Below are 25345 nucleotides of genomic sequence, written 5' to 3'. Positions count from 1 at the left end.
CAAGGCTTCCCCGGGCTTCGGCCGGGTACCTCGCAGCGCATGCAACTCGACGCGTTTTCCCGCTTCTACCGCCGTCAGTCCGGCCGGTTCGACGACATCCACGCCCTGTGGGACGGCGGCATCCCCGGCCGGAACGCGATCGACGCCGCGGTGCAGCACGTGCAGGCGCGCTCCGGCCTGTCCTGCGCGCTGCGCCGGGTGCGCAACGCGCTGATGCTGCGTCTGATGGAATGCGACGTGCTGCAGGAGGCGCCGCTGGCGCAGGTGTGCCACGGCATCGGCAGCATGGCCGAGAGCGCCATCGCCGCGGCGCTGGAGCATGCCCAGGCCGAGCTGCGCGAGCGCCACGGCGTGCCGCGCGGCGGCGACGGCAGCCCCGCGCAACTGATGGTGGCGGGCATGGGCAAGCTCGGCGGCGACGAACTCAACGTGTCGTCGGACATCGACCTGGTGTTCGTGTTCGACCAGGACGGGCATACCGACGGCGCGCATCCGCTGTCGAACTTCGACTACTTCGCGCAGGTGGTGCGGCGCGTGGTGCCGCTGCTGTCCGACCTCACCGCCGACGGATTCGTGTTCCGCGTCGACACGCGGCTGCGCCCCAACGGCGACAGCGGGCCGCCGGTGGTCAGCCTGGCCATGCTGGAGGAGTACTTCCAGGTGCAGGGGCGCGAATGGGAGCGCTTCGCCTGGCTGAAGAGCCGCGTGGTCTCGGCGCAGGACGCGGCCTGCAGCCAGCAGGCCGCGCTGGACGCCGTGGTGGAGCCCTTCGTGTGGCGCCGCTACCTGGACTTCGCGATGCTCGAGGCGCTGCGAGGCGTGCACCGCCAGATCCGCCAGGAGGCGGCCAAGCGCGCCAGCGCGCGCCCGGAGCGCGCCAACGACCTCAAGCTCGGGCGCGGGGGCATCCGCGAGATCGAATTCATCGTGCAACTGCTGCAGGTCGTGCGCGGCGGGCGCATGCCGCAGATCCGCGACCGCAACACCCTGCGTTCGCTGGAGCGCCTGGCCGAGGCCGGGCTGCTGCAGCCCGAGCAGGCGCAGCGCCTGGCGCAGAGCTACGAATTCCTGCGCCGCCTGGAGCATCGCATCCAGTACCTGGACGATGCGCAGACCCACTGCCTGCCCGCCGAGGACGGCGACCTGGAGCGCATCGCCCAGGCTTGCCGCATGCTGCAGGCATCGACGCGGCCGGTGTGCTCGCTGCTGCGCGAGCTCGACGCCGTGCGCGAGTACGTGGCCGGCGAGTTCGACGCGCTGCTGCATTCCTCGCAGCCGCGTTGCGTGGGCTGCCGCAAGCCGGCCGACAGCATCGAGGCGCTGCTGCACCTGCTGACCGCCGCCGGCATCGACGGCGGCCAGTCGGCCGGGCGCCTGCGCGCGCTGGCGCAGTCGGCGCGCTACGCCGCGCTCAGCGACGTGGGGCGCACGCGCATGCTGCGGGTGATCGAGCGCGGCATCGGCATCGCCTCGCAGCAGGCGCAGCCCGACCTGGTGCTGGCACGCCTGGTGGACGTGCTGGAGGCCATCGGCCGGCGCGAGACCTACCTGGCCTTCTTCGCCGAGCAGGCGCAGGCGCTGGCGCGCCTGGTGGGGCTGCTGGGCGCGTCCAGCTGGGCCGCCGACTACGTCAAGCGCAACCCGATGGTGGTGGACGAGCTGATCGCGCCGGCCATCGAGCGCTTCTCGGCGCAGGACTGCCGCGACGAATGCGAACGCCAGCGCGCACGCGCGCTGCAGCGCGGCAGCTGGGATGCGGGCGAGGGCCTGGACGTGCTGCGCCGCGGCTTCCATGCCGAGTTGTTCCGCATCCTGGTGCGCGACCTGGGCGGGCGCCTGCACGTGGAGCAGGTGGCCGACGAGCTGTCCGAGCTGGCCGACACCGTGATCGACCGCGCGCTGGCCTGGGCCTGGGAGGATCTGCCCAAGCGCCACCGCGAGCAGCCCGCCTTCGCGGTCATCGCCTACGGCAAGCTCGGCGGCAAGGAACTGGGCTACGGCGCCGACCTGGACGTGGTGTTCCTGTACGACGACGAGGCCGCCGAGGCGCCCGAGCGCTACGGGGCGCTGGCGCGCAAGCTGGTGTGGTGGCTGACCGCGGCCACCCCGGCGGGAGGCCTGTTCGAGATCGACACCCGGCTGCGTCCGAACGGCAACGCCGGGCTGCTGGTCACCTCGCTGGACGCCTTCGAGCAATACCAGCTCGGGCGTGGCAGCAACACCGCGTGGACCTGGGAGCACCAGGCGCTGACCCGCGCACGCTTTTGCGCCGGCGACGCGGGCCTGGGCGCGCGTTTCGAGGCCATCCGCGCCCAGGTGCTGGGCATGCCGCGCGACGGCGCCGCGCTGCGCGTCGAGGTGGCGGCGATGCGCCGGCGGGTGGCCGAGGGGCACACCCACCGCGGCGCACTGTTCGACCTGAAACACGATTGCGGCGGCATGGTGGACGTGGAGTTCGCGGTGCAGGCGCTGGTGCTCGAGCATGCCAGCGCCTTCCCGCAACTGGTGGCCAACGTCGGCAACATCGCGCTGCTGCGCCTGGCCGAGCAGCTCGGCCTGCTGCCGCCGCGGGTGGGGCGCCTGGCCGCCGTGGCCTACCGGCGCCTGCGCCGGCTGCAGCACGCCGAGCGCCTGCGCGGCGCCGAACAGGCGGCGCTGGTGGAGCCGGCGCGCGTGGGGCGCGAACGCGCCGCGGTGCAGGCGCTGAGCCGCGCGGTGTTCGGGCGCGCCGAGGCAGCGCCGCGAGCCGCGGGACTGTGATCCGTCCCTGAGTACCATGACGCCATGAGTTCCCTGCACGATCTGACGCGCCACACGCGCGTGGTGGCCGATACCGCCGAGTACCTGCGCCTGCCCGAACTGGGCGCCGCGGAGGCCACGACCAACCCCAGCCTGGTGCTGCGCGCCGTGCGCCTGCCCGAATACGCGCCGCTGCTGCGCGACCCCGAGCTGCGCGCCGCGCGCGACCCGGAGCAGGCCATGGACCGGCTGCTGGTGCGTTTCGGGCGCGAGATCCTCGAGCGCGTGCCGGGGCGGGTGTCCACGGAAATCGACGCCCGGCTGTCCCACGACACCGACGCCAGCGTGCAGCGCGCGCGCGGCGTGATCGCCCTGTACGAGGCCGCCGGGGTGCCGCGCCAGCGCGTGCTGATCAAGCTGGCCACGACCTGGGAAGGCATCGAGGCGGCGCGGCGCCTGCGCGACGACGGCATCTCCTGCAACATGACCCTGCTGTTCAGCTTCATGCAGGCGCGCGCCTGCGCGGCCGCCGGGGTGCAACTGGTGTCGCCCTTCGTCGGGCGCATCAGCGACTGGGCGCGCCAGCAGGCGGGCGCGGCCTGGGACCCGCAGGCCCACGAGGGGGAGGCCGACCCCGGCGTGCGCGCGCTGTTGCGCATCTGGCGCTTCTACAAGGCGCGCGGCGTGGCCACCGAGGTGATGGGGGCGAGTTTCCGCCAGACCTCGCAGATCGCCGCCCTGTGCGGCTGCGACCTGCTGACCATTTCGCCGGCGCTGCTGGGCGAGCTGGCCGCATCCGCGCAGCCGCTGCCGCGGCGCCTCGACCCTGCCCAGGCGGGCCCAGCCGAGGAGCAGGTGACGCTCGCCGTCGGGCGCGCCGAGTTCGCCAGCGCGCTGGCCGCCGACGAGATGTGGCGGGCCAAGCTGGACGAAGGCATCGCCAGCTTCAGCGCCGACACCCACGCGCTGCTCGAGCTGCTGCGCGGCTGAGGCCGTCTGGCGGAGCCCGGGCCATGCATCGGCTGTTCCTGCCGGCGCCGCTGTCGGGCGCCAGCCTGGCGCTGAACGAGCAGGCGCTGCGCCACGTGCGCGCGCTGCGCCTGCGCGAGGGCGACGAGGTGGCGGTGTTCAACGGCGAGGGCGGCCAGTGGCGCGCACGCCTGCTGCCGGCGCAGCGCGTGGAACTGCTGGAATTCGACCCCGTGGAACGCGAACTCGGGCGTGAGGTCGAGCTGGCCGTGGGCATGCCCGCCAACGAGCGCATGGACTGGCTGGTGGAAAAGGCCACCGAGCTGGGCGCGGCCGCGCTGGCCCCGCTGATGAGCACGCGCGGCGTGCTGCGCCTGCAGGGCGAGCGCGCCCAGCGCCGCCTGGCGCATTGGCGCGGCGTGGCCATCGCCGCCTGCGAGCAGTGTGGGCGCAACCGCCTGCCGCAACTGCGCGAGGTCGCGACCCTGCAGGCCTGGCTGCACGCGCTGCCGCCCGCCGCCGGCCAGGCGCGCTGCCTGCTGGCGGCTCCCCGCGGCGACACGGCGCCGGTGCAGGCCTTCGCGTCCTGGGCGGCGGCGCTGGAGCCGGCGCAGCCGGTGCTGGCGCTGAGCGGCCCGGAAGGCGGACTCGACGAGGCCGAGATCGACGCCGCGCTGAGCGCCGGCTTCGTGCCCCTCAGTCTGGGGCGGCGGACCCTGCGCGCCGAGACGGCGCCGCTGGCGCTGCTGGCCGCGCTGGCGGCACTTGGCGGGCCGCCCGCCTGAGGCGCTCGGCGGCCGCCGCCTGCGCCGGCGACGGACTCACCGGCTCGGCCGGCATGGGGTGCAGGCTGCCGAATTCGCGGGCCAGGTAGGACTCGCCGTTCTCCAGCACGAAGTAGCGCAGCGCCTCGGCCGAGGGTGACAGCACCTTGGCCGAGGTATGCACCACCTGCCAGCTGCGCACCAGCGGCAGGCCCTCCACGTCGGGCACGCCGATCAGGCCGTTGCGCAGCTCCAGGCCGATGCCGTGCAGCGACAGGAAGCTCACCCCCATGCCCGACATCACCATCTGCTTGATGGTCTCGTTGCTGGCCAGTTCCATGTCGATGCGCGGGTCCACGCGCCACTCGCGCAGGTATTCCTCCATCGCGCTGCGCGTGCCGGAGCCGGCCTCGCGGATGACGAATCCGAACTGGGCCAGCGCCGACGCCGGCTTGCGCTCGCCGCGCATCAAGGGGTGGTCGGGCGCGCAGACCACGCCCAGCGGGTGTGCGGCGAAGGGTTCGCCGCGCGTGGCCAGCTCCCGCGGCGGGCGGCCCATGATGGCCAGGTCGAGTTCGCTGCCCTGCAGCTGCTCGGCCAGTTGTTCGCGGTTGGCCACGACCAGGCGCACCTCGATGTGCGGATGCTCCTCGCGGAACATGGCCAGCAGGCGCGGCATGAAGTACTTGGCCGAACTGACCATGCCGATGGTCAGGCGCCCCGACTGCAGGCCGCGAAAGCGCGCCAGCGCGTCCTCCGCGTCCTTCAGCGTGGACAGCACGCGCCGGGCGTAGACCAGCAGGTACTCGGCGGTCAGGGTCAGGCTCACGGTCTTGCCGTGGCGCTCGAACAGCGGCAGCCCCACCTGGTGCTCGAGCTCGCGGATGTGCATGGACACCGCCGGCGGCGTCAGGTGCAGTTCCTGCGCCGCCTTGCCGAAATGCATGTGCCGGGCCGCGGCGACGAAGACCCGGAGCTGGCGCAGGGTGACGTTCTTCATCAGCTTTCCTGAAGTCACGGACAAGAAAACTTGAATTTACCTTAATTCCGTCGCCGCTTATATTTGTCCGCAAGCGTGGTGCCGGCAGCTTGCTCCGCCGGCCGCGCGGGGTTGTGAACGGGTCCGGGCGCGCGAGCTCCGGGCTTTCTTGACCGCAGTCGCAGTGCGTTTTTCGTTCATGCGAGTCTCCGTGTTTTCTGACTGCGGGCTTTTTCAAGTCTCCTGGGTGGCCGCAGGGGCCTTGAAAAAGACAGGTGTCGGGAAGGCGGCCGCCGGCGGGTCCGGCGAGCCGCCTCCACGTGCCGGGGAATCCATCCGTTCGGGAGACGCATCATGTTGCAGGGCCGTACCACCGTTTCGAAGTTCCTCATCGAGCAGTTGCGAGGCGCCGACGACCAGGCCGACCTGGCCGCGCTGCTGGTGGACGTGACGGCGGCCGTCAAGGCCATCGCCGCGATGACGGCCAAGGGCGCGCTGGGCGGTTTCCTGGGCTCGCTGGGCACGGAAAACGTGCAGGGCGAGACCCAGAAGAAGCTCGACGTGCTGTCCAACGAGGCGATGATCCAGTCCTGCGAATGGGGCGGACTGGTCGCCGGCATGGCTTCCGAGGAGCTGGACGAGCCCTATGCACTGCCCGAGCAGTTCGAGCGCGGCGCCTACCTGCTGGTCTTCGATCCGCTGGACGGCTCCTCGAACATCGACGTCAACGTCTCGGTGGGTACGATCTTCTCGGTGCTGCGCATGACCCGCCTGGGCGAGCCGCAGATGGCCGACTACCTGCGCCCGGGCCTGGAACAGGTGGCCGCCGGCTACGCCATCTACGGCCCGGCCACCATGCTGGTGCTCACCGTCGGCAAGGGCACCCACGGCTTCACGCTGGACCGTGAGATCGGCAACTTCATCCTCACCCATCCGGACCTGCGCATCCCCGAGGACACCAGCGAGTTCGCCATCAACGCCAGCAACGAGCGTTTCTGGGAACCGCCGGTGCAGCGCTACGTGGCCGAATGCAAGGCCGGCAAGACCGGCGACCGCGGGCGCGACTTCAACACCCGCTGGATCGCCTCCATGGTCGCCGACGTGCACCGCATCCTGATGCGCGGGGGCATTTTCATGTACCCGCGCGACACCAAGGATCCGGCCCGCCCGGGACGCCTGCGCCTGCTGTACGAGGCCAACCCCATCGGCATGATCATCGAGCAGGCCGGAGGCGCGGCCTCCACCGGGCGCCAGCGCATCCTGGAGGTGCAGCCGGAGTCGCTGCACCAGCGCGTGCCGGTCATGCTGGGCTCGAAGAACGAGATCGAGCGCCTGGAACGCTACCACCGGGAATACGATAGCGGGTTGGACAAGCCCTTCGTCTCCCCGTTGTTCAAGGATCGTTCGCTGTTCGGCGACGGTGTGCGCGCCTGAGCGCAGCACCCCATCCTCCCCGGCCCCACGGTTTCCTGGCACGGGTCGCCGCCACGAGGCGGCGGCAGCCCGGGCTTCGTCCATCGCCTCGTCGAGAGTCTTCCGCCATGTCCGCCAAGCACCCCATCATCGCGATCACCGGTTCCTCGGGGGCCGGCACGACCACCGTGATGCGCAGTTTCCAGCACATCTTCCGGCGCGAGCGGCTGCAGGCCCAGATCATCGAGGGAGATTCGTTCCATCGCTACAACCGCCTGGAAATGCGGGAAGAAATGAAGCGAAGGGAGCAGGAAGGCAGCACGACGTTCAGCCATTTCGGGCCAGAAGCGAATCTGCTCAAGGAACTTGAAGACGTGTTCCGGGCCTACGGCAGCACCGGCGTGGGCAAGGCGCGCAAGTACATCCACGACGACGCCGAGGCGGCCCAGTTCGGCGTGTCCCCCGGCCAGTTCACCGAGTGGAAGGACATGCAGGCCGGCTCCGACCTGCTGTTCTACGAGGGCCTGCACGGCGGCTACGCGGATGCGCAGGTCGACGTGGCCAGCCAGGTGGACCTGCTGGTGGGGGTGGTGCCCATCATCAACCTGGAGTGGATCCAGAAGCTGCACCGCGACCAGGTGCAGCGCGGCTACTCGCAGGAGGCCGTGATGGACACGATCCTGCGCCGCATGCCCGACTACGTGCACCACATCACGCCGCAGTTCTCGCGGACCCACGTGAATTTCCAGCGCGTGCCCACGGTCGACACCTCGAATCCCTTCATCGCCAAGGACATCCCCAGCCTCGACGAAAGCATGGTCGTGATCCGGTTCGCCGACCCCCACGGCATCGATTTCCCCTACCTGCTGTCGATGCTGCACGACTCGTGGATGACCCGCCCCAACACCCTGGTGGTCCCCGGGGGCAAGATGGGCCTGGCGATGCAGCTGATCTTCACCCCCATGATCCTGCGGCTGATGGACATCAAGCGCCGCGCCGGATGAAATGCAGGGGCCGAACCGCCCACTATCCCGCCCGAGACCCGCCATGAACGCGCATTCCCAACTCTTCCCCGTCATCGACCCCCTCCAGCGCCGTCGCCTGGCCAACGCCATCCGCTTCCTGGCCATCGACGCCGTCGAGGCGGCCAAGAGCGGGCACCCCGGCGCGCCGATGGGCATGGCCGACATCGCCGAGGTGCTGTGGCGCGGGCATCTGCACCACAACCCGGCCAACCCGCACTGGGCCAACCGCGACCGTTTCGTGCTGTCCAACGGGCATGCGTCGATGCTGCTGTACGCGCTGCTGCACCTCAGCGGCTACGCGCTGCCGCTGGAGGAGATCAAGCGTTTCCGCCAGTTGCACAGCAAGACCCCGGGGCACCCCGAGGTGGGCTACACCCCGGGCGTGGAGACCACCACCGGCCCGCTGGGCCAGGGCCTGGCCAACGCCGTGGGCATGGCGCTGGCCGAGACCCTGCTGGCGCGCGAGTTCAACCGCCCCGGGCACGACATCGTCGACCACCACACCTACGTGTTCCTGGGCGACGGCTGCCTGATGGAAGGCATCAGCCACGAGGTCTGCTCGCTGGCCGGCACGCTGCGCCTGAACAAGCTGATCGCCTATTACGACGACAACGGCATTTCCATCGACGGCCACGTCGAGCACTGGTTCGCCGACGACACCGCCAAGCGTTTCGCCGCCTACGGCTGGAACGTGATCGGCCCCGTCGACGGGCACGACGCGCAGGCCGTGGAGCAGGCCACCGCCGAGGCCAAGACCAGCGACCGTCCGTCGCTGATCATCTGCACCACCACCATCGGCTGGGGCTCGCCGAACAAGGCCGGCGGGCACGAGGTGCACGGCGCCGCGCTGGGCGCGGCCGAGGTGCAGGCCACGCGCCAGGCGCTGGGCTGGGAATACGGACCCTTCGAGGTCCCGCAGGACATCTACCAGGCCTGGGACGGCCGCGAGCGTGGCGCCAGGCTGGAGCAGGCCTGGAACCAGCGTTTCGAGGCCTACGCCAAGGCCCACCCCGAGCTGGCCGCCGCGCTGCGACGCCGCCTGGGCGGCGAACTGCCGGCCGACTGGGCCGCCACGGTGCAGCAGCTGTACGCCAAGGCGCGCGCCGTGAGCGCCGCCACCGCCACGCGCAAGGCCTCGCAGATCGCGCTGGAGACCCTGGTGCCGGCGTTGCCCGAGATGTTCGGCGGCTCGGCCGACCTGACCGGCTCGAACCTCACCGCGGTGAAGGCCTCGCGTTCCTGGGAGGCGGCGCAGGACGGGGAGCCGGTGAACTACCTGTCCTACGGCGTGCGCGAGTTCGGCATGGCCGCCATGATGAACGGCATGGCGCTGCACGGGGCCTTGCTGCCCTACGGCGGCACCTTCCTGATGTTCTCCGACTACGCGCGCAACGCCGTGCGCATGAGCGCGCTGATGAAACAGCGCGTGGTGCACGTGTTCTCCCACGACTCCATCGGCCTGGGCGAGGACGGCCCCACCCACCAGGCGGTCGAGCAGACCCCCAGCCTGCGCCTGATCCCCAACCTGGACGTGTGGCGCCCGGCCGACGTGCTGGAGACGGCGGTGGCCTGGAAGCACGCGGTGGAGCGCGTCGACGGCCCCAGCGCGCTGCTGCTGTCGCGCCAGAACCTGGCCGTGCTGCCGCACGGCGAGGCCGCGGAGGCGGCCATCGAGCGCGGCGCCTACGTGGTGGCCGAGGCCGAGGGCACGCCCCAGGTGGTGCTCATCGCCACCGGCTCCGAGGTGGAAATTGCGCTCAAGGCGCGCGAGCTGCTGGCCGCCGCCGGCGTGGCCGCGCGTGTGGTCTCGATGCCCTGCACCAGCGTGTTCGACCGCCAGGACGCGGCCTGGCGCGCGCAGGTGCTGCCGGCCGGGGTGCCGCGCGTGGCCGTGGAGGCCGCGCAGCCGGACCTGTGGCACAAGTACGTGGGCCTGTCGGGCGGCGTGGTGGGCATCGCCAGCTTCGGCGAATCGGCGCCCGCCGGCGAGCTGTACCGGCATTTCGGCATCACCGCCGAGCGCACGGCCGAGCTGGCGCGCGAGGTGATCGCGCGCGCCGGCGGCGCGCTGGCCTGAGGGAGGCGCGACAATGCACGATCTGGTCATGTTCGACCTCGACGGCACGCTGGTCGAGACCGCCCCCGAGATCGCCGACGCCGTCAACGACCTGCTGCACGAGCTGGGCCTGCCCACCGTGGGCGAGGACCTGGTGAAGACCTGGATCGGCCACGGCACGCGCGAGCTGATGACCCATGCCTACGCGCATGCGGCGCAGATCGAGGTGCAGGCGGTGCGCCGCGCCGGCACCATGGACAAGCTCATGCCGCGCTTCGCGCCCTACTACGAGCGCCGCTGCGGCACGCGCAGCCGCCTCTACCCGGACGTGCTGGACGCGCTGCGCTCGCTGCGCGCGCGCAAGGTGCGCCTGGCGGTGGTCACCAACAAGGAGGGGCGCTACGTCACCCCCATCCTGCTGGCGCAGAACATCCGGGCATACTTTGACCTGATCGTGGCCGGGGACAGCCTGCCGGCGAAAAAACCGGATCCGCTTCCGCTACAACATTGTCTGGACAGGTTCCAGGTGCGCCGGGAGCGCGCGCTGTTCGTCGGGGATTCCCAGCTCGACGTGCAGGCCGCGCGCGCGGCCGGGGTGGAGGTCTGGGCGGTGCCCTATGGTTACAACATGGGCCAGCCCATCACCGACAGCCACCCCGACCGCCTGATCGCGACCATGGCCGCGCTGAGCGAGGCCGGCTGCGCGGCTGGCGTCGCCTAGACGCGCCGGGACCCGCCGCATTCGACATTCCGACAAAACCAGGAGCTTTTCCATGAGCATTCGCGTTGGCATCAACGGTTTCGGGCGCATCGGGCGCATGGCGCTGCGCGCCGTCACGCAGGAAGCGGAATTCGGCGACATCGAGGTCGTCGGCATCAACGACCTGCTGGAGCCCGACTACCTGGCCTACATGCTGCAGTTCGACTCGGTGCACGGACGCTTCCGTGGCGACGTGCGCGTGGACGGCGGCAACCTGGTGATCAACGGCAGGAAGATCCGCCTGAGCGCCGAGCGCGACCCGGCCAACCTGAAGTGGGGCGAGGTCGGCGCCGACGTGGTGGTCGAGTCCACCGGGCTGTTCCTGACCGGCGAGACCTGCCAGAAGCACCTGGACGCCGGTGCCGGCAAAGTGGTGCAGTCGGCCCCCAGCAAGGACGACACGCCGATGTTCGTGTACGGCGTCAACCACGCCAAGTACGCCGGCGAGCGCATCGTCTCGGCCGCCTCGTGCACCACCAACTGCCTGGCCCCGGTGGCCAAGGTGCTCAACGACCGCTTCGGCATCAAGCGCGGCCTGATGAGCACGGTGCACGCGGCCACCGCCACGCAGAAGACCGTGGACGGCCCGTCGTCGAAGGACTGGCGCGGCGGCCGCGGCATCCTGGAGAACATCATCCCCTCGTCCACCGGCGCGGCCAAGGCGGTGGGGCGGGTGATTCCCGAGCTGAACAAGAAGCTCACCGGCATGGCCTTCCGCGTGCCCACCTCCGACGTGTCGGTGGTGGACCTGACGGTCGAGCTCGAGCGCGGCGCCAGCTACGAGGACATCTGCAAGGAAATGAAGGCGGCCTCCGAGGGCGCGCTCAAGGGCGTGCTGGGCTACACCGACCAGAAGGTGGTGTCCACCGACTTCCGCGGCTGCTCGCTGCCGTCGATCTTCGACGCCGAGGCCGGCATCGCGCTGGACCCGACCTTCGTCAAGCTGGTGTCCTGGTACGACAACGAGTACGGCTACACCTGCAACATGATGCGCTTCGCCAAGCACGTGGCGTCGAGCTGAACGGGGGAGCCACGCCATGCACATCCTGAGCTTCGAGCAGGTCTGCCAGCGCGGGCAGGCGCGCGGCAAGCGCGTGTTCATCCGCGCCGATCTCAACGTCCCGCTGGACGATCAGGGGCGCATCACCGAGGACACGCGGGTGCGTGCCTCGGTGCCTGCCGTGCGCATGGCGCTGGATGCCGGCGCCGCGGTGATGCTGACCTCGCACCTGGGGCGGCCCACCGAGGGCGCCTTCAAGCCCTCCGACAGCCTGGCCCCGGTGGCGCAGCGCCTGGGCGACCTGCTCGGGCGCCCGGTGCGCCTGGTGGCCGACTGGGTGGACGGGGGTTTCGAGCTGCACCCGGGCGAAGTGGTGCTGCTGGAGAACTGCCGCCTGAACAAGGGCGAGAAGAAGAACGATCCTGAACTTTCGCGGAAGATGGCCGCGCTTTGCGACATCTACGTCAACGATGCCTTCGGCACCGCGCACCGCGCGGAGGCCACCACCTACGGCATCGCCCAGTACGCCCCGGTGGCCTGCGCGGGGCCGCTGCTGGCCGCCGAGATCGACGCCATCCACCGCGCGCTGGCGCAGCCGGCACGCCCGCTGGTGGCCATCGTCGCCGGCTCCAAGGTGTCGACCAAGCTGAGCATCCTGCAAAGCCTGTCCGACAAGGTCGACGGCCTGATCGTCGGCGGCGGCATCGCCAACACCTTCATGCTGGCCGCCGGCCTGCCCATTGGCAAGAGCCTGGCCGAGCCCGACCTGGTGGGCGACGCGCTGCGCGTGATCGAGAAGATGAAGGCGCGCGGCGCCGAAGTGCCGATTCCCGAGGATGTGGTGGTGGCGCGCGAGTTCAGCGCCAGCGCCGAGGCGGTGGTCAAGCCCGCCTCCGAGGTGGCCGCCGACGAACTGATCCTGGACATCGGGCCGCGCACCGCGGCGCGCCTGGGCGCGCGCCTGAAGGCCGCCGGCACCATCGTCTGGAACGGCCCGGTGGGCGTGTTCGAGTTCGAGGCCTTCTCCCACGGCACCGAGACCCTGGCGCGCGCCATCGCCGACAGCCAGGGCTTTTCCATTGCCGGCGGCGGCGACACGCTGGCCGCCATCGCCAAGTACGGCCTGGCCGAGCGCATCGGCTACATCTCCACCGGCGGCGGCGCCTTCCTCGAGGTGCTGGAGGGCAAGACCCTGCCGGCCTTCGAGATCCTGGACAAGCGCTCGCGCGAGGCGGCCGGCGCCGCGGCCTGAGCCGCGCCGCGCCCCCCATCTTTTTTTGAAACCACCCGGAGCCCCATCATGGCCCTGATTTCCCTGCGCCAGCTGCTCGACCACGCGGCCGAGCACGCCTACGGCGTCCCCGCCTTCAACGTCAACAACCTGGAGCAGATGCGCGCCATCATGGAGGCGGCTGCCGAAACCGACTCGCCGGTGATCGTGCAGGCCTCCGCCGGCGCCCGCAAGTACGCCGGCGCGCCCTTCCTGCGCCACCTGATCCTGGCGGCGATCGAGGAATTCCCGGACATCCCGGTGTGCATGCACCAGGACCACGGCACCAGCCCGGCGGTGTGCCAGCGCTCGATCCAGCTGGGCTTCTCCTCGGTCATGATGGACGGCTCGCTGGGCACCGACGGCAAGACCCCGACCAGCTACGAGTACAACGTGGACGTGACCCGCCGCACGGTGGAGATGGCGCATGCCTGCGGCGTTTCCGTGGAAGGCGAACTGGGCTGCCTGGGCTCGCTGGAGACCGGCACCGCGGGCGAGGAGGACGGCATCGGCGCCGAGGGCAAGCTGGACCACAGCCAGCTGCTGACCGACCCCGAGGAAGCCGCCGACTTCGTCGCCAAGACCGGCGTGGACGCGCTGGCCATCGCCATCGGCACCAGCCATGGCGCCTACAAGTTCACCCGCCCGCCGACCGGGGACATCCTGGCCATCGGGCGCATCAAGGAAATCCACGCGCGCATTCCCAACACCCACCTGGTGATGCACGGCTCCTCGTCGGTGCCCCAGGAGTGGCTGAAGATCATCAACTCCTTCGGCGGCGACATGGGCGAGACCTACGGCGTGCCGGTGGAGGAGATCGTCGAGGGCATCAAGCACGGCGTGCGCAAGGTGAACATCGACACCGACCTGCGCATGGCCTCGACCGGCGCCACCCGCAAGTTCCTGGCCGAGCACCCGAAGGAATTCGACCCGCGCAAGTTCCTCATAGCGTCCACCAAGGCGATGAAGCAGATCTGCAAGGATCGCTACGAAGCCTTCGGCACCGCGGGCAAGGCCTCCAAGATCCGCCCGCTGAGCCTGGACGCCATGTTCCTGCGCTATGAGAAGGGCGAGCTGGCGCCCAAGGTCAACTGAGCCGCGAGGACGCGATGGCGGCGCACCCCGACGCGCCGCTGCGCGCGCTGATCTTCGACGTCGACGGCACGCTGGCGGAAACCGAGCGCGACGGCCACCGCGTGGCCTTCAACCGCGCCTTCGCCGAGCTGGGCCTGGACTGGCACTGGGACGAGGCGCTGTACGGGCGCCTGCTCGAAGTCACCGGCGGCAAGGAGCGCATGCTGCACTACTGGCGCGGCGTCGATGCGGCCGCGGCCGCGGCGCCCGACGCCGCGGCGCTGGTGGCTGAAGCGCACCGGCGCAAGACCCGGCACTACGTGGAACTGGTGGACGCCGGCACCGTGGCGCTGCGCCCCGGCGTGCGCCGCCTGCTCGAGCAGGCGCGCGAGGCCGGGCTGCGCCTGGCCATCGCCACGACCACCACGCCGGACAACGTGCACGCGCTGCTGCGCGCCGCCTTGGGCGAGGCCGCCGAGGGCCTGTTCGAGTGCATCGGCGCCGGCGACATCGTGCCGCGCAAGAAACCCGACCCCGGGATCTACCTGTGGGTGCTCGAGCAACTGGGCCTGCCGCCCGGCGCCTGCCTGGCCTTCGAGGATTCCCCCGCCGGGCTGCGCGCCGCGCGCGCGGCCGGCCTGCGCACCGTGGTGACCCCCGGTGTCTATACTGCCGCCGAGGCCTTCGACGAGGCCTGGGCGCTGCTCGACAGCCTCGGGGAGCGGGGTCAGCCCGCGCGTGGGTGCGTGGCGGGCCAGCCGTGGAGTGGTGTGGCCGATCCGGACACGCTGCAGAGGTGGTTGACGCAGGAGATGAGTGCAGCACGTGGCTGAGGAGTCCACCTTTGAAGATCTCCGTGGTCGTTCCGACGCGTAACCGTTCGCATCTCCTGGCGCAGGCATTGGCCGGTATCCACGATCAAAGCCACGCTGAGCTCGACCTGATCGTGGTCGACGACGGGTCGACCCAGCAGGAGGCCGCCCGGAATGAGGAATTGACGCGCGCCGCCCGCGAGGGTGCCCGCTATGTCTACCTCGACGGGGCGAAGCGCGACGGCAGCGGACCATCGGTCGTGCGCAATGCTGGCCTCGAGAGGGCCTCCGGCCCATTGATCGCGTTCTGTGATGACGACGATTTCTGGTGCGAACCGGACTACCTTGCGGCTGCCGCTGCAGCATTTGCGCGACACCCGGATCTTGATCTCGTGCTGGCCAATCAGCGAGCGCTGCGAGACGGGGTGCCGGCCTATGAAGTCTGGCAACCCGGATTGCTTGCTGCGATCGGAGTCAAGCGAGGAGTTGCGGGCGACGGTGTCGTCGTGGGCCGGGGAGAATTACTGGGCCATCCGGGCAAGTTCGCCCACCTCAATGTCTGCGTGTTGCGCAAGAGTCTGGTTGAAGCGCTCGGCGGGTTCCGACGCGAAGTCCGCTACGCGGAGGATATGGACCTGTACGTTCGCTACCTCGACCGCATGCGCCGAGCCTTCTATCTCGATCGTACGGTCGCCGTGCATAACATCCCCGACCGCAATCGGGCCGATAATTCATCGAGTCGACTGACTGCTGAGGACGGCTGGGTGGTCGTACATGGGATCTGCAGCTATCTGATGCTGCATTGCGACACGAAGGAGGCACGGAACTACGCGGCCCGGCTCGCGGGCGGTGTCTGCAGAGACCTGGCCTTGTCATGCAGGGCCGCCGGGAATTACGCCTTGGCCCACCGCTGGGCAAGGGTGGCCGGGGCGTGGTGGCCGACGACCAAATGGTCGGTGTTCACCGCGCTGCTTGGCACCCTGGCCTGGGCGGGCTCTCGCCAGCGCTGAACCCACCGCGCAGTCCACCTGCGCAGGCTCAGATCAGCACCAGGCGCGCGCCCAGTGGCCCGGCGCCGCGCATCGGCGCCACCGCCTGGGCCATGGCCAGGGCCAACTGGCGCACGGCCTCCCAGGGCTCGTGCGGCAGCGCCGCCGGGCGCTGGCCCTTGATGGCGCGGTCGCAGGCCGCGGCGCGCAGCAGCAGGCCTTCCAGCAGCGGCTGCCCCAGGCTAGGCAGCACGCGCGCCAGCAGCTTTTCCTTCGGCCCCCAGATGCGGTTGGCGCGCGCCAGGCTGGCGAAGGATTCGCCGGCGTCCAGGCCCTGGCGCACGCGCAGCCAGGCGCGCAGCTCCTCGGCCAGGCTCCAGTGCGCCAGCACCGGCGCCACGCCCTCGCCCTGCAGGCCGTCGAGCATGCGCAGCAGGCGGGAGCTGTCGCCGGCCAGCACGGTCTCACCGAGGCGGAACACGTTGTAGCGTGCGGCGCCCTGCACCAGCTGCTCGACCTGCTCGGGGTCGAGTTCGCCGGGCTCGACCAGCAGCGCCAGCTTCTCCACCTCCTGGTGCGCGGCCAGCAGGTTGCCCTCGGTGCGCGCCACCAGCAGTTCCAGGCAGGCCTGGCCGGCCGGGCCCGCGGGCAGGCGCAGGCCGTGCTGCTGCAGGCGCTGGCGCATCCAGGCGCCGAGCTGCGCCGGCTCCACGCTGTCCACGCGCACAGCCGTGCCCTGGCCCGCCAGGCTGGAGAACCATTCGCTTTTCTGCGCGGCGGCGTCCAGCCTGGGCAGCAGCACCAGCAGCAGCGCGTCACCCTCGGTCTCGCGCGCCAGTTCCGACAGGGCGGTCGCGCCGTCGCGCCCGGGCTTGCCCCCGGGAATTCGCAACTCCACCAGCTTGCGCTCGCCGAACAGGCTGCGCTCGCGGGTTTGCGCCAGCAGCACCTGCCAGTCGAAATTGCGCTCCACCTGGTGCAGCTCGCGCCCGCCGTAGCCGGCTTGCGTGGCCGCGGCGCGGATCGCGTCCACCGTTTCCATGACCAGCAGCAGTTCGTCGCCGAACACCGTGTAGGGGCCGCGCAGCCCGGCGCGCAAGGCGCCGGCGAGCTGGTCGTGACGGATCAGCGGCATGGAGCGTGGCCTCGGCTCATCGGGCGGGCGCGGAGGCCGGCGCCAGCGCGTGCAGCGCGCCGAGCTGGAACAGGATACGGTCGACGAGGTCGCGGCGCATGCCGGTGTAGAGCAGGTCGGCCTCGTTGGCCTTGGCCAGCGTCGCCGAGGTGCTGTAGCTCATCATGCTGGTGCGGGTGATGGTGGTCGGCGCGATGTAGACATGGCCGTCCGGCGCGGTCAGCTGGAAGCGCGCCGTCTCGTTGAGCGCGTACTGCGCCACCGTGCCGCCGGCGTTGAAGGCGGTGGGGGTCTGCGCGCTGGCGTCCGACAACAGCGTGAACACCGCCTGTGCCTGCTTGGGATCGGCGACGATGCGCGTGGCCGTGGTGGCCAGGATGCGCCGACGCAGCAGGTCCATCAGCGGGCCGCCCTGGCCCTGCAGCGCGATGGTGTCGAACTCCAGGTTGGTGGATTCGCGCAGTTGAAAGCCGCATCCGCCCAGCAGCGCGGCCAGCACGGCGATGCCCGCGCCGCGCAGGCAGGCGCGGCGCGCCCGGCCGGCGATGCCCTCAGACCACCACATTGACCAACCTCTGCGGCACGACGATCACCTTTTTCGCGGCGCGCCCCTCAGCGTGGCGCGCGAACTCGGGGCTGGCCAGCGCCGCCGCCTCGATGGCGGCGCGGTCGGCCGTGGCCGGCACGCGCAGGCTGCCGCGCAGCTTGCCGTTGATCTGCAGCACCAGATCGAGTTCGTCCTGGCGCAGCGCCTCCGGGTCCACCTGGGGCCAGGGCGCGTCCAGCAGCGAACCCAGGCGGCCCTCGAAGCCCAGCTGCTGCCACAGCACGTGGCAGACGTGGGGCGTGGCCGGGTACAGCACACGCAGCAGGATGCCCCAGGCCTCGTCCAGCAGGGCGGCGCGCCATGCCGGCGGCGCCTCCGCCGACGCGGCCTGCTCGATCTGATTGAGCATTTTCATGCAACCCGACACCACGGTGTTGTACTGCATGCGCTCGTAGTCGTGGGTCACCTGGCGCAGCGCGAGGTGGATCTCGCGCCGGGCCTCGGCCAGCGCCCGCGCCTCGCGCGGCAGATCCGACCAGGGGCCGGCCTGCGCGGCGCCCGCGGCGGCGGCCGCCTGCGCGCCGTCCCAGACGCGGCGCAGGAAGCGCTGCGCGCCCTCCACGGCGGAGTCGTTCCATTCCAGCGTGGCCTCCGGCGGGGCCGCGAACATGGTGAACAGGCGCGCGGTGTCGGCGCCGTGCCGGTCGATCAGGTCCTGCGGGTCGACGCCGTTGTTCTTGCTCTTGCTCATGGTGCCCACGCCGTCGTAGCTCACCTCGCTGCCGTCGGACTTGAGCCTGGCGCCCACGATGTGGCCCTGGGCGTCGAGCTGGTTCTCGACCTCGTGGGGCCAGAAATACTCGAGGCCACCCCCCGCGCCGCGGCGCGAGTAGATGTGGTTGAGCACCATGCCCTGCGTGAGCAGACGCTTGAAGGGCTCGTCGGCCTTCACCAGGCCGCAGTCGCGCATCACCTTGGTCCAGAAGCGCGCGTACAGCAGGTGCAGGATGGCGTGCTCGATGCCGCCGATGTACTGGTCCATCGGCAGCCACTGGTCGGTGCGCTCGTCGACCATCGCCTGGTGGTTGTCGGCGCAGGTGTAGCGCATGAAGTACCAGGACGAATCGACGAAGGTGTCCATGGTGTCGGTCTCGCGCCGCGCGGCGCGGCCGCACTGCGGGCAGTCCACCTTCAGGAAGGACTCGCAACGCGCCAGCGGGTTGCCGCTGCCGTCGGGGATCAGGTCCTCGGGCAGCAGCACCGGCAGGTCGCGTTCGGGCACCGGCACCGTGCCGCAGTGCTCGCAATGGATCATCGGGATCGGCGTGCCCCAGTAGCGCTGGCGCGAGATGCCCCAGTCGCGCAGGCGCCAGGTGGTGCGCTTTTCCCCCAGGCCGCGCTCGGCCAGCAGCGCGGCCACGCGGTCCACGGCCTCGCGGTAGCCCAGGCCGTCGAGGAATTCGAAGCCGGAGCCGGAGTTCACGCACTGGCAGCGCAGCTTGTCGCCGTACCACTCGGCCCAGGCGGCGTCGCTGAAGTTCTCGCCGGGAACCTCGACCACCTGGCGGATGGGCAGGCCGTACTTGCGCGCGAAGGCGAAGTCGCGCTCGTCGTGGGCGGGCACGCCCATCACGGCGCCGTCGCCGTAGCTCATCAGCACGTAGTTGCCCACCCACACCGGCACCGCCTGCCCGGTCAGCGGGTGGCGCACCTGCAGCCCGGTGGGCATGCCCTCCTTGTCCTTGAGGGCCAGTTCCGCCTCGGTGGTACCGCCCTGCGCGCAGCGCTCGATGAAGGCCGCCAGCTCCGGGTTGGAGGCTGCCGCGTGGGCGGCCAGCGGGTGCTCGGGCGCCACCGCGCAGAAGGTGACGCCCAGGATGGTGTCGGCGCGCGTGGTGAACACGTACATGCGCCCGTCCTGGATGGGCTGCCCGGCGGCGTCGCGGATGTCGTGCTCGAAGGCGAAGCGCACGCCCTCGCTGCGCCCGATCCAGTTCTCCTGCATCAGGCGCACGCGCTCGGGCCAGCCGGACAGGAAGTTCGGGTCCGAGGGGTCGGACACCGCGGCCAGCAGTTCCTCGGCGTAGTCGGTGATGCGCAGGTAGTAGCCGGGGATCTCGCGCCGCTCCACGGGGGCGCCGCTGCGCCAGCCGCGGCCGTCGATGACCTGCTCGTTGGCCAGCACGGTCTGGTCCACCGGGTCCCAGTTGACCACCTGGGTGCGGCGCTCGGCGATGCCCTTCTCGAGCATCTTCAGGAACAGCCACTGGTTCCAGCGGTAGTACTCGGGCGAGCAGGTCGCCACCTCGCGGCTCCAGTCGATGGCCAGGCCCATCGACTGCATCTGCCGTTTCATGTAGGCGATGTTCTCGTAGGTCCAGCGGGCGGGCGGCACGCGGTTCTTCATGGCCGCGTTCTCCGCCGGCAGCCCGAAGGCGTCCCAGCCCATGGGCATGAGCACGTTGTAGCCGTTCATGCGCAGGTACCGGGTCAACATGTCGTTGATGGTGTAGTTGCGCACGTGCCCCATGTGCAGCTTGCCGCTGGGGTAGGGCAGCATGGAGCAGGCGTAGAACTTCCGGCCCGGGGCGTCCTCGCGCACGCGGTAGGCCTCGGTGGCCTGCCAGTGCTGTTGCGCGGCGCGTTCGACCGCGGCGGCGTCGTACTTGGAATTCATGTCGGCTGGTGGGAAGGGGTCCGTCGCCCGCCGCGCGCGGCAGGGCGCAAACCCGCATGTTAGTTGGGGCGCCGAACGCCGCGTGCACCAGGGGTCGGCGGGCTGGGGCGCCAGCCCGCCGGTGCCGTCAGCGCGGGCCGGCCGCGGGGCTGCCCGGGGGCTGCGTGAGCAGCCCCACGCGGCTGAGGCCGGCCGCCTGTGCGGCCGCCATCACGCGGGCGACGTCGCCGTAGGGCACCGCGCTGTCGGCGCGGATGCGCAGTTCGGCCCGCGCATCGGCGGCGGCGCGGGCGTGCAACAGCGCGGGCAGCGCGGCCGCGCTCACCGGGCGGCCGTCCAGCACCATGCGGCCGTCGCGCTGCAGCTCCAGCAGCAGCGCGCCCGGCGCGGCGGGCGCCGGCGAGGCGGCCACGCGCGGCAGGTCCAGCGCGATGCGTCCGTCCAGCAGCGGCGCGGTGAGCAGCAGGATCACCAGCAGCACCAGCATGACGTCGATCAGCGGGGTCATGTTGATGTCCGACAGCGGGGCCTCGCCCTGCGTGCGCTCGAAACGTCCGAAGGCCATCGCGCGAATGCCCCCGCGGCAGCGATCAGACCGCGCCCGCGTCGGCGTCGATGCCGAGCTCGCGCTGCAGGAGTTCCCAGGCCTGCTCGGCCGTTTCCACGTAGTGGAACAGCTGCAGGTCGTGGGGGCTGATCATGCCGGTGCGCACCAGGTGGTCGAAATCGATCAGGGAGGTCCAGAACTCGCGGTCGAACAGCAGGATGGGGCGCTTGTGCACCTTGCGGGTCTGGGTCAGCGTGAGCACCTCGAACAGCTCGTCCAGGGTGCCGAATCCCCCGGGGAAGCACACCAGCGCGACCGCGCGCATGAGAAAGTGCATCTTGCGCATCGCGAAATAGTGGAAGCGGAAGCACAACTCCGGCGTGATGTAGGGGTTGGGTTCCTCCTCGTGGGGCAGCACGATGTTGAGCCCCACGCTGGGGCCGCCGGCGTCGAGCGCGCCGCGGTTGCCCGCCTCCATGATGCCGGGCCCGCCGCCGGTGACCACCGCCAGGGGCTGCGCCAGTTCGTGGCTGGCGCGGGTCACGAGTTCGGCGAAGCGCCGCGCCTCCCCGTAGTGGCGCGACAGCTTGAGCGCCTGCCGGGCGCGCGCGATCTCCTGCGCGTCGCCGCCGGCCTGCGCCTGTTCGAGCAGCTGCTGCGCCTGTTCCGGGGCCTTGATGCGCGCGCTGCCGAACACCACCACGGTGGCGTCGATGCCGCGTTCGCGCTGCACCATCTCGGGTTTGAGCAGCTCGAGCTGCATGCGCACCGGGCGCAGGTCCTCCTGCAGCAGGAAGGCGGTATCGGTGAAGGCCAGCCGGTAGCTGCTCTCGGGGCCGGAGTAGCGCGAAGGCAGCGGGTGCGCGGCGGCTTCCTCGCGCGCGCTGGGAAAGTTGCGCGCGTGCAGCGAGCTCTTGGGTTTCCTGGACATGCCCAGACTGTACGCGAACCCTATACTGGCCGTCGCGGCGGGGAGCGCTCCCGCCATCCACCCGCACCCATGGTCCCGATCCCGGAAGCGCCCGAGCCGCAGCCCGAGCGCATGCACTTCGACACCCCGCTACCGCTCAAGAGCGGCGCGGTGATGCCCCCCTACGACCTCATGGTCGAGACCTACGGCAGGCTGGACGCCGCGCGCAGCAACGCAGTGCTGGTGTGCCATGCGCTCAACGCCAGCCACCACGTGGCCGGGCGCTACGGCGGCGACGAGAAGACCCGCGGCTGGTGGGACAACATGGTGGGCCCCGGGCGTCCGGTGGACACGCGGCGCTTCTTCGTCATCGGCGTGAACAACCTGGGCTCGTGCTTCGGCTCGACCGGCCCGATGAGCCTCGACGAGTCCACCGGCAAGCCCTGGGGCAGCCGCTTCCCGGTGGTCACGGTGGAGGACTGGGTGGACGCGCAGGCGCGGGTGCTCGACCGCCTGGGCATCCAGCGCCTGGCCGCGGTGATGGGCGGCAGCCTGGGCGGCATGCAGGCGCTGGCCTGGGCGGTGCGCCATCCCGAGCGCGTGGCCCATTGCGTGGCCAGCGCCACCGCGCCCAGCCTGTCGGCGCAGAACATCGCCTTCAACGAAGTGGCGCGCCGCGCCATCATCACCGACCCCGAATTCCACGGCGGCGACTACTACGCCCACGGCGTGGTGCCGCGCCAGGGCCTGAGCGTGGCGCGCATGATCGGCCACATCACCTACCTCAGCGACGACGCCATGGCGCGCAAGTTCGGGCGCAGCCTGCGTTCCGGGGCGCTGAACTACGGCTTCGACGTGGATTTCCAGATCGAGAGCTACCTGCGCCACCAGGGCGAGAAGTTCAGCGGCTACTTCGACGCCAACACCTACCTGCTGCTCACGCGCGCACTGGACTACTTCGACCCCGCCGGCGAGCACGACGGCAACCTCGCGGCGGCGCTGGCGCCGGCGCGCGCGCGTTTCCTGCTCACCAGTTTCACCACCGACTGGCGCTTCTCGCCCGAGCGCTCGCGCGAGATCGTGCGCGCGCTGCTGGCCAACCGGCGCGAGGTCAGCTACGCGGAGATCGAGTCCCCGCACGGGCACGACGCCTTCCTGATGGACGAGCCGCATTACCACGACGTGGTGCGCGCCTATTTCGGGCGCATCGCCGAGCAACTGGGCCTGGCGCAGGAGCCTCAGGCATGAACCCGCGTTTCGACATCATCGCGGCGCGCGTGCCGCAGGGCAGCCGGGTACTCGACCTGGGCTGCGGCAACGGCGCGCTGCTGGCGCATCTGCGCGACCAGCGCGGCTGCTCGGTACAGGGGGTGGAGATCGACCCCGACAAGGTGGTGGCCTGCGCCCGGCGCGGCGTCGACGTGCTGCAGCTCGACCTCGAGCAGGGCCTGGCGATGTTCGCCGACGACAGCTTCGACGTGGTGCTGATGATCGACTCGCTGCCCAACCTGCGCAACACCGAGCGCGCGCTGCGCGAGTCCTCGCGGGTGGGGCGCCAGGGCATCGCCACCTTCGCCAATTTCGCGCACTGGCGCATCCGCCTGCGCGTGGCCTCGGGGCGCCTGCCGGTGACCGAGGAACTGCCCTACGAGTGGTACGACACGCCGAACCTGCGCGTGACCACCTACGCCGACTTCGCGGTGCTGGCCGCCAAGTGCGGCCTGCGCGTGCGCCAGGCCCTGGGCATCCAGGCCGGGCGCGAGGTGCACACGCTGCCCAACCTGCTCGCCTCGGAGGCGATGTTCGTGTTCAGCGCGGGCTGAGGCGCGCCGGCGCGCGGCTGCTTCAGCGCGGGCCGCCGGAGCCGGCGCCGCGCACCAGGCGCATGAATTCCTGGCGCGTGCTGGGGTCGCTGCGGAAGCTACCCAGCAGGGTGCTGGTGACCATGCTGACGCCGCGCTTGTGCACGCCGCGCGTGGTCATGCATTCGTGCGAGGCCTCGACGATGACCCCCACTCCGTGGGGCTGCAGGGTTTCCTGGATGCACTGGGCGATCTGCGCGGTGAGCTTTTCCTGCACCTGCAGGCGCCGGGCGTAGGCGTCGACCACGCGCGCCAGCTTGCTGATGCCCACCACGCGGTTGCGCGGCAGGTAGCCCACGTGCACGCGCCCGATGATCGGCGCCATGTGGTGCTCGCAGTGGCTTTCGAAGTCGATGTCGCGCAGCACGATGATCTCGTCGTAGCCGGCGACTTCCTCGAAGGTGCGCGCCAGGTAGGCCGTGGGGTCCTGCGCGTAGCCGCCGCACCATTCGTGCCAGGCGCGCGCCACGCGCCGCGGCGTGTCCCGCAGGCCTTCGCGCTCGGGGTCGTCGCCGGCCCAGCGCAGCAGTGTGCGGATGGCCTCCTCGGCCTGCTGTTCGGTGACCGGCTCCAAAGGCTTCTCGGGACTCGACATGGTCTGGGGCGGGCGTTGTTGCAAGGGGTAACGCGGGCCGCATGCCCGCCGGGCCCCTCAGTGTAGGACGCCGCGCGGCGCGGCGCAGGCGCTGGACCTCGCGGCGCGCAGGGGCGTGGGGGCGTGCAGGCGCCCGCCGCGGAGTCGCCCCTGCGTCTCAGACGCCCGGCTGGACCCGCGTCCGGCCGCGCAGCGCGGCGGCGGCGCGCCGGCCGATGCGCACGAAGGCCAGGCCCTGCTGGGCCCACAGGCCTTCGCCGTAGTTCTCGCCCGCGCCCTCGGGCGCGGGCAGCTGGGCGCGCACCCCGGTGGGCTGCAGCCGGGTGCTGAAATCGGCCGAGCCGAACAGCACGTCCCACCACGGCAGCAGCACGCCGAAATTGCAGCCGTACAGGCGCGCGCGGTTGCCGTGGCCGAGTTCGTGGCCGAAACCCACCGCGTGATGCAGGCGGTGAAAGCGCGGGCCCACCAGCAGGCGCTCGCCGATGCGCCCGAAGTCGAAACGCATGTTCGCGTGCTGCACGCTCTGCAGCGCGCCGCCCACCAGGGTCAGCGCCACGAACTGGGCCGGAGGCACGCCGATGAACAGCGCCAGCGCGGCGAAGAACGCGGCCTGCAGCGCGTCGTCCAGGAAGTGGTTGCGGTCGTCGGCCCACAGCGAGACCTTGCGCTGGCTGTGGTGCACGGCGTGCAGTTCCCACCACCAGCCGATCTGGTGCTGCCAGCGGTGGTACCAGTAGCCGGCGAAGTCCAGCGCCACCAGATAGATCAGGAAGCCCACCAGCGGGTGCAGGGACATGCCGGGCCACAGCGCGTCCAGGTTCAGGTTGTCCACGCCGTGCAGGTGCAGCCAGGCCAGCGCCAGGTCGAACCACGGCTGCAGCGTGAGGAACAACAGCAGCGGCAGCAGGCCCAGGCGGTTGAACAGGGTGTAGATCACGTCGGTGCCGATGCCGCGGCGGCTCTCCCAGCGCTCCAGCGGCGCCAGCCATTCCAGCGGCCGCAGCACCGCGTACACCAGCAGTAGTTGCAGCGCGCCGTAGACCACCCACAGCAGGCTGTCGTAGGCCATGTCCTCCAGGCCCATCATGTGCAGGTGCCACAGCAGGGGCTGCACGAGGGTCACGAACAGCCAGGTCTGCGCGCTGCCGGTGGCCTGGCCGAACAGATGCGAGGCGGCGGCTTGAAGGGCGGCGAGGGCATGCATGGCGGCTTCGCGGGC

22 protein-coding genes are annotated in these 25345 nt (G+C 70.9%); 14 read left to right on the top strand and 8 right to left on the bottom strand.

What is annotated here, in order from left to right; genetic code table 11:
- Positions 1–39: 39 nt before the first annotated feature.
- Genes glnE through D466_RS0105190 form a run of 3 tightly spaced genes read left to right on the top strand, consistent with a single transcriptional unit; the run spans position 40 to position 4493 of the window.
- Entirely contained in the window at positions 40–2760 is a 2721-nt protein-coding gene (glnE, locus tag D466_RS0105200) for a bifunctional [glutamate--ammonia ligase]-adenylyl-L-tyrosine phosphorylase/[glutamate--ammonia-ligase] adenylyltransferase (protein ID WP_018912651.1), read from the top strand.
- A gap of 24 nt (positions 2761–2784) precedes the next feature.
- Complete coding sequence (locus D466_RS0105195; RefSeq protein WP_018912650.1) at positions 2785–3729, top strand: transaldolase family protein; 945 nt, start codon at positions 2785–2787, stop codon at positions 3727–3729.
- Between the two features lie 23 nt (positions 3730–3752).
- Positions 3753–4493 (top strand): 16S rRNA (uracil(1498)-N(3))-methyltransferase, encoded by a 741-nt coding sequence (locus tag D466_RS0105190; RefSeq protein ID WP_018912649.1) that lies wholly within the window; start codon positions 3753–3755, stop codon positions 4491–4493.
- Here D466_RS0105190 and D466_RS0105185 read toward each other — a convergent pair.
- Positions 4405–5472 (bottom strand): LysR family transcriptional regulator, encoded by a 1068-nt coding sequence (locus tag D466_RS0105185; protein ID WP_018912648.1) that lies wholly within the window; start codon positions 5470–5472, stop codon positions 4405–4407. The two genes, D466_RS0105190 and D466_RS0105185, sit on opposite strands and share 89 nt — an antisense overlap.
- Before the next feature lie 333 nt (positions 5473–5805).
- On the opposite strand from D466_RS0105185, the gene D466_RS0105180 reads away from it, so the two are divergent.
- The 9 genes from D466_RS0105180 to D466_RS22655 all read left to right on the top strand — a co-directional run bounded on the left by D466_RS0105180 (position 5806) and on the right by D466_RS22655 (position 15871).
- Positions 5806–6885: a class 1 fructose-bisphosphatase gene (locus D466_RS0105180; RefSeq protein ID WP_018912647.1), complete on the top strand. Its 1080-nt coding sequence runs from the start codon at positions 5806–5808 to the stop codon at positions 6883–6885.
- Between the two features lie 107 nt (positions 6886–6992).
- Positions 6993–7868 carry a phosphoribulokinase gene (locus D466_RS0105175; RefSeq protein WP_018912646.1) on the top strand — a complete coding sequence of 292 codons (876 nt, stop codon included), beginning with the start codon at positions 6993–6995 and terminating at the stop codon, positions 7866–7868.
- Positions 7869–7911: 43 nt separating this feature from the next.
- Positions 7912–9966: a transketolase gene (tkt, locus tag D466_RS0105170; protein WP_018912645.1), complete on the top strand. Its 2055-nt coding sequence runs from the start codon at positions 7912–7914 to the stop codon at positions 9964–9966.
- 13 nt (positions 9967–9979) lie between these two features.
- Positions 9980–10666, top strand: coding sequence for a phosphoglycolate phosphatase (locus D466_RS0105165; RefSeq protein ID WP_018912644.1), 687 nt, complete (start codon positions 9980–9982; stop codon positions 10664–10666).
- Between the two features lie 52 nt (positions 10667–10718).
- Positions 10719–11726 (top strand): type I glyceraldehyde-3-phosphate dehydrogenase, encoded by a 1008-nt coding sequence (gap, locus tag D466_RS0105160; RefSeq protein WP_018912643.1) that lies wholly within the window; start codon positions 10719–10721, stop codon positions 11724–11726.
- 16 nt (positions 11727–11742) lie between these two features.
- Positions 11743–12957, top strand: a complete 1215-nt coding sequence (locus D466_RS0105155) for a phosphoglycerate kinase (RefSeq protein ID WP_018912642.1) — start codon at positions 11743–11745, stop codon at positions 12955–12957.
- A 48-nt stretch (positions 12958–13005) separates the two neighbouring features.
- Positions 13006–14070 (top strand): class II fructose-bisphosphate aldolase, encoded by a 1065-nt coding sequence (gene fba / locus D466_RS0105150; RefSeq protein WP_018912641.1) that lies wholly within the window; start codon positions 13006–13008, stop codon positions 14068–14070.
- 14 nt (positions 14071–14084) lie between these two features.
- Positions 14085–14882 carry an HAD-IA family hydrolase gene (locus tag D466_RS0105145; RefSeq protein ID WP_018912640.1) on the top strand — a complete coding sequence of 266 codons (798 nt, stop codon included), beginning with the start codon at positions 14085–14087 and terminating at the stop codon, positions 14880–14882.
- A gap of 11 nt (positions 14883–14893) precedes the next feature.
- On the top strand, positions 14894–15871 hold the full coding sequence (locus D466_RS22655) for a glycosyltransferase family 2 protein (RefSeq protein ID WP_018912639.1): 978 nt from the start codon (positions 14894–14896) through the stop codon (positions 15869–15871).
- 28 nt (positions 15872–15899) lie between these two features.
- Here the strand turns inward: D466_RS22655 and holA are convergent, their stop codons facing one another.
- From holA to D466_RS0105115, 5 genes are all read right to left on the bottom strand, one after another.
- Positions 15900–16985, bottom strand: coding sequence for a DNA polymerase III subunit delta (gene holA, locus D466_RS0105135; protein ID WP_018912638.1), 1086 nt, complete (start codon positions 16983–16985; stop codon positions 15900–15902).
- Between the two features lie 16 nt (positions 16986–17001).
- A complete protein-coding gene (gene lptE / locus D466_RS0105130; protein ID WP_018912637.1) occupies positions 17002–17550 on the bottom strand; it encodes an LPS assembly lipoprotein LptE in 549 nt (182 codons plus the stop codon).
- Complete coding sequence (gene leuS, locus D466_RS0105125; protein ID WP_018912636.1) at positions 17537–20209, bottom strand: leucine--tRNA ligase; 2673 nt, start codon at positions 20207–20209, stop codon at positions 17537–17539. Before leuS ends, lptE begins: the two co-directional genes overlap by 14 nt.
- Positions 20210–20336: 127 nt before the next feature.
- The gene (locus D466_RS0105120; protein WP_018912635.1) at positions 20337–20774 is read right to left on the bottom strand and encodes a biopolymer transporter ExbD; all 438 of its coding nucleotides are present in this window, start codon (positions 20772–20774) and stop codon (positions 20337–20339) included.
- Between the two features lie 25 nt (positions 20775–20799).
- Positions 20800–21687: a TIGR00730 family Rossman fold protein gene (locus D466_RS0105115; protein ID WP_018912634.1), complete on the bottom strand. Its 888-nt coding sequence runs from the start codon at positions 21685–21687 to the stop codon at positions 20800–20802.
- Between the two features lie 69 nt (positions 21688–21756).
- Here D466_RS0105115 and D466_RS0105110 point away from each other — a divergent pair, with 69 nt between their 5' ends.
- Positions 21757–22914 (top strand): homoserine O-acetyltransferase, encoded by a 1158-nt coding sequence (locus D466_RS0105110; protein WP_018912633.1) that lies wholly within the window; start codon positions 21757–21759, stop codon positions 22912–22914.
- Positions 22911–23489 carry a methionine biosynthesis protein MetW gene (metW, locus tag D466_RS0105105; RefSeq protein WP_018912632.1) on the top strand — a complete coding sequence of 193 codons (579 nt, stop codon included), beginning with the start codon at positions 22911–22913 and terminating at the stop codon, positions 23487–23489. Before D466_RS0105110 ends, metW begins: the two co-directional genes overlap by 4 nt.
- Before the next feature lie 22 nt (positions 23490–23511).
- Here metW and folE read toward each other — a convergent pair whose 3' ends face one another.
- Together folE and D466_RS0105095 are read right to left on the bottom strand one after the other, a co-directional pair.
- Entirely contained in the window at positions 23512–24123 is a 612-nt protein-coding gene (gene folE, locus D466_RS0105100) for a GTP cyclohydrolase I FolE (protein ID WP_026284905.1), read from the bottom strand.
- A 157-nt stretch (positions 24124–24280) separates the two neighbouring features.
- Positions 24281–25330 carry a sterol desaturase family protein gene (locus tag D466_RS0105095; RefSeq protein WP_018912630.1) on the bottom strand — a complete coding sequence of 350 codons (1050 nt, stop codon included), beginning with the start codon at positions 25328–25330 and terminating at the stop codon, positions 24281–24283.
- Positions 25331–25345 lie beyond the last annotated feature (15 nt).

This window comes from Thiomonas sp. FB-6 (genome assembly GCF_000377645.1).
Taxonomy (GTDB): Bacteria; Pseudomonadota; Gammaproteobacteria; order Burkholderiales; family Burkholderiaceae_C; genus Thiomonas_A.
Note: the sequence above shows the minus strand (reverse complement) of the source record. Positions and strands in the feature narration are given on the sequence as shown.

Coding starts and splice junctions, on each gene's coding strand:
- D466_RS0105185 (WP_018912648.1), bottom strand. CDS start 5,472: ATGAAGAACGTCACCCTGCGCCAGCTCCGGGTCTTCGTCGCCGCGGCC.
- D466_RS0105120 (WP_018912635.1), bottom strand. CDS start 20,774: ATGGCCTTCGGACGTTTCGAGCGCACGCAGGGCGAGGCCCCGCTGTCG.
- leuS (WP_018912636.1), bottom strand. CDS start 20,209: ATGAATTCCAAGTACGACGCCGCCGCGGTCGAACGCGCCGCGCAACAG.
- tkt (WP_018912645.1), top strand. CDS start 7,912: ATGAACGCGCATTCCCAACTCTTCCCCGTCATCGACCCCCTCCAGCGC.
- D466_RS0105095 (WP_018912630.1), bottom strand. CDS start 25,330: ATGCATGCCCTCGCCGCCCTTCAAGCCGCCGCCTCGCATCTGTTCGGC.
- lptE (WP_018912637.1), bottom strand. CDS start 17,550: ATGTGGTGGTCTGAGGGCATCGCCGGCCGGGCGCGCCGCGCCTGCCTG.
- gap (WP_018912643.1), top strand. CDS start 10,719: ATGAGCATTCGCGTTGGCATCAACGGTTTCGGGCGCATCGGGCGCATG.
- holA (WP_018912638.1), bottom strand. CDS start 16,985: ATGCCGCTGATCCGTCACGACCAGCTCGCCGGCGCCTTGCGCGCCGGG.
- D466_RS0105115 (WP_018912634.1), bottom strand. CDS start 21,687: ATGTCCAGGAAACCCAAGAGCTCGCTGCACGCGCGCAACTTTCCCAGC.
- D466_RS0105155 (WP_018912642.1), top strand. CDS start 11,743: ATGCACATCCTGAGCTTCGAGCAGGTCTGCCAGCGCGGGCAGGCGCGC.
- folE (WP_026284905.1), bottom strand. CDS start 24,123: ATGTCGAGTCCCGAGAAGCCTTTGGAGCCGGTCACCGAACAGCAGGCC.
- D466_RS0105165 (WP_018912644.1), top strand. CDS start 9,980: ATGCACGATCTGGTCATGTTCGACCTCGACGGCACGCTGGTCGAGACC.
- D466_RS0105190 (WP_018912649.1), top strand. CDS start 3,753: ATGCATCGGCTGTTCCTGCCGGCGCCGCTGTCGGGCGCCAGCCTGGCG.
- D466_RS0105175 (WP_018912646.1), top strand. CDS start 6,993: ATGTCCGCCAAGCACCCCATCATCGCGATCACCGGTTCCTCGGGGGCC.
- D466_RS0105195 (WP_018912650.1), top strand. CDS start 2,785: ATGAGTTCCCTGCACGATCTGACGCGCCACACGCGCGTGGTGGCCGAT.
- fba (WP_018912641.1), top strand. CDS start 13,006: ATGGCCCTGATTTCCCTGCGCCAGCTGCTCGACCACGCGGCCGAGCAC.
- metW (WP_018912632.1), top strand. CDS start 22,911: ATGAACCCGCGTTTCGACATCATCGCGGCGCGCGTGCCGCAGGGCAGC.
- D466_RS0105110 (WP_018912633.1), top strand. CDS start 21,757: ATGGTCCCGATCCCGGAAGCGCCCGAGCCGCAGCCCGAGCGCATGCAC.
- glnE (WP_018912651.1), top strand. CDS start 40: ATGCAACTCGACGCGTTTTCCCGCTTCTACCGCCGTCAGTCCGGCCGG.
- D466_RS0105180 (WP_018912647.1), top strand. CDS start 5,806: ATGTTGCAGGGCCGTACCACCGTTTCGAAGTTCCTCATCGAGCAGTTG.
- D466_RS0105145 (WP_018912640.1), top strand. CDS start 14,085: ATGGCGGCGCACCCCGACGCGCCGCTGCGCGCGCTGATCTTCGACGTC.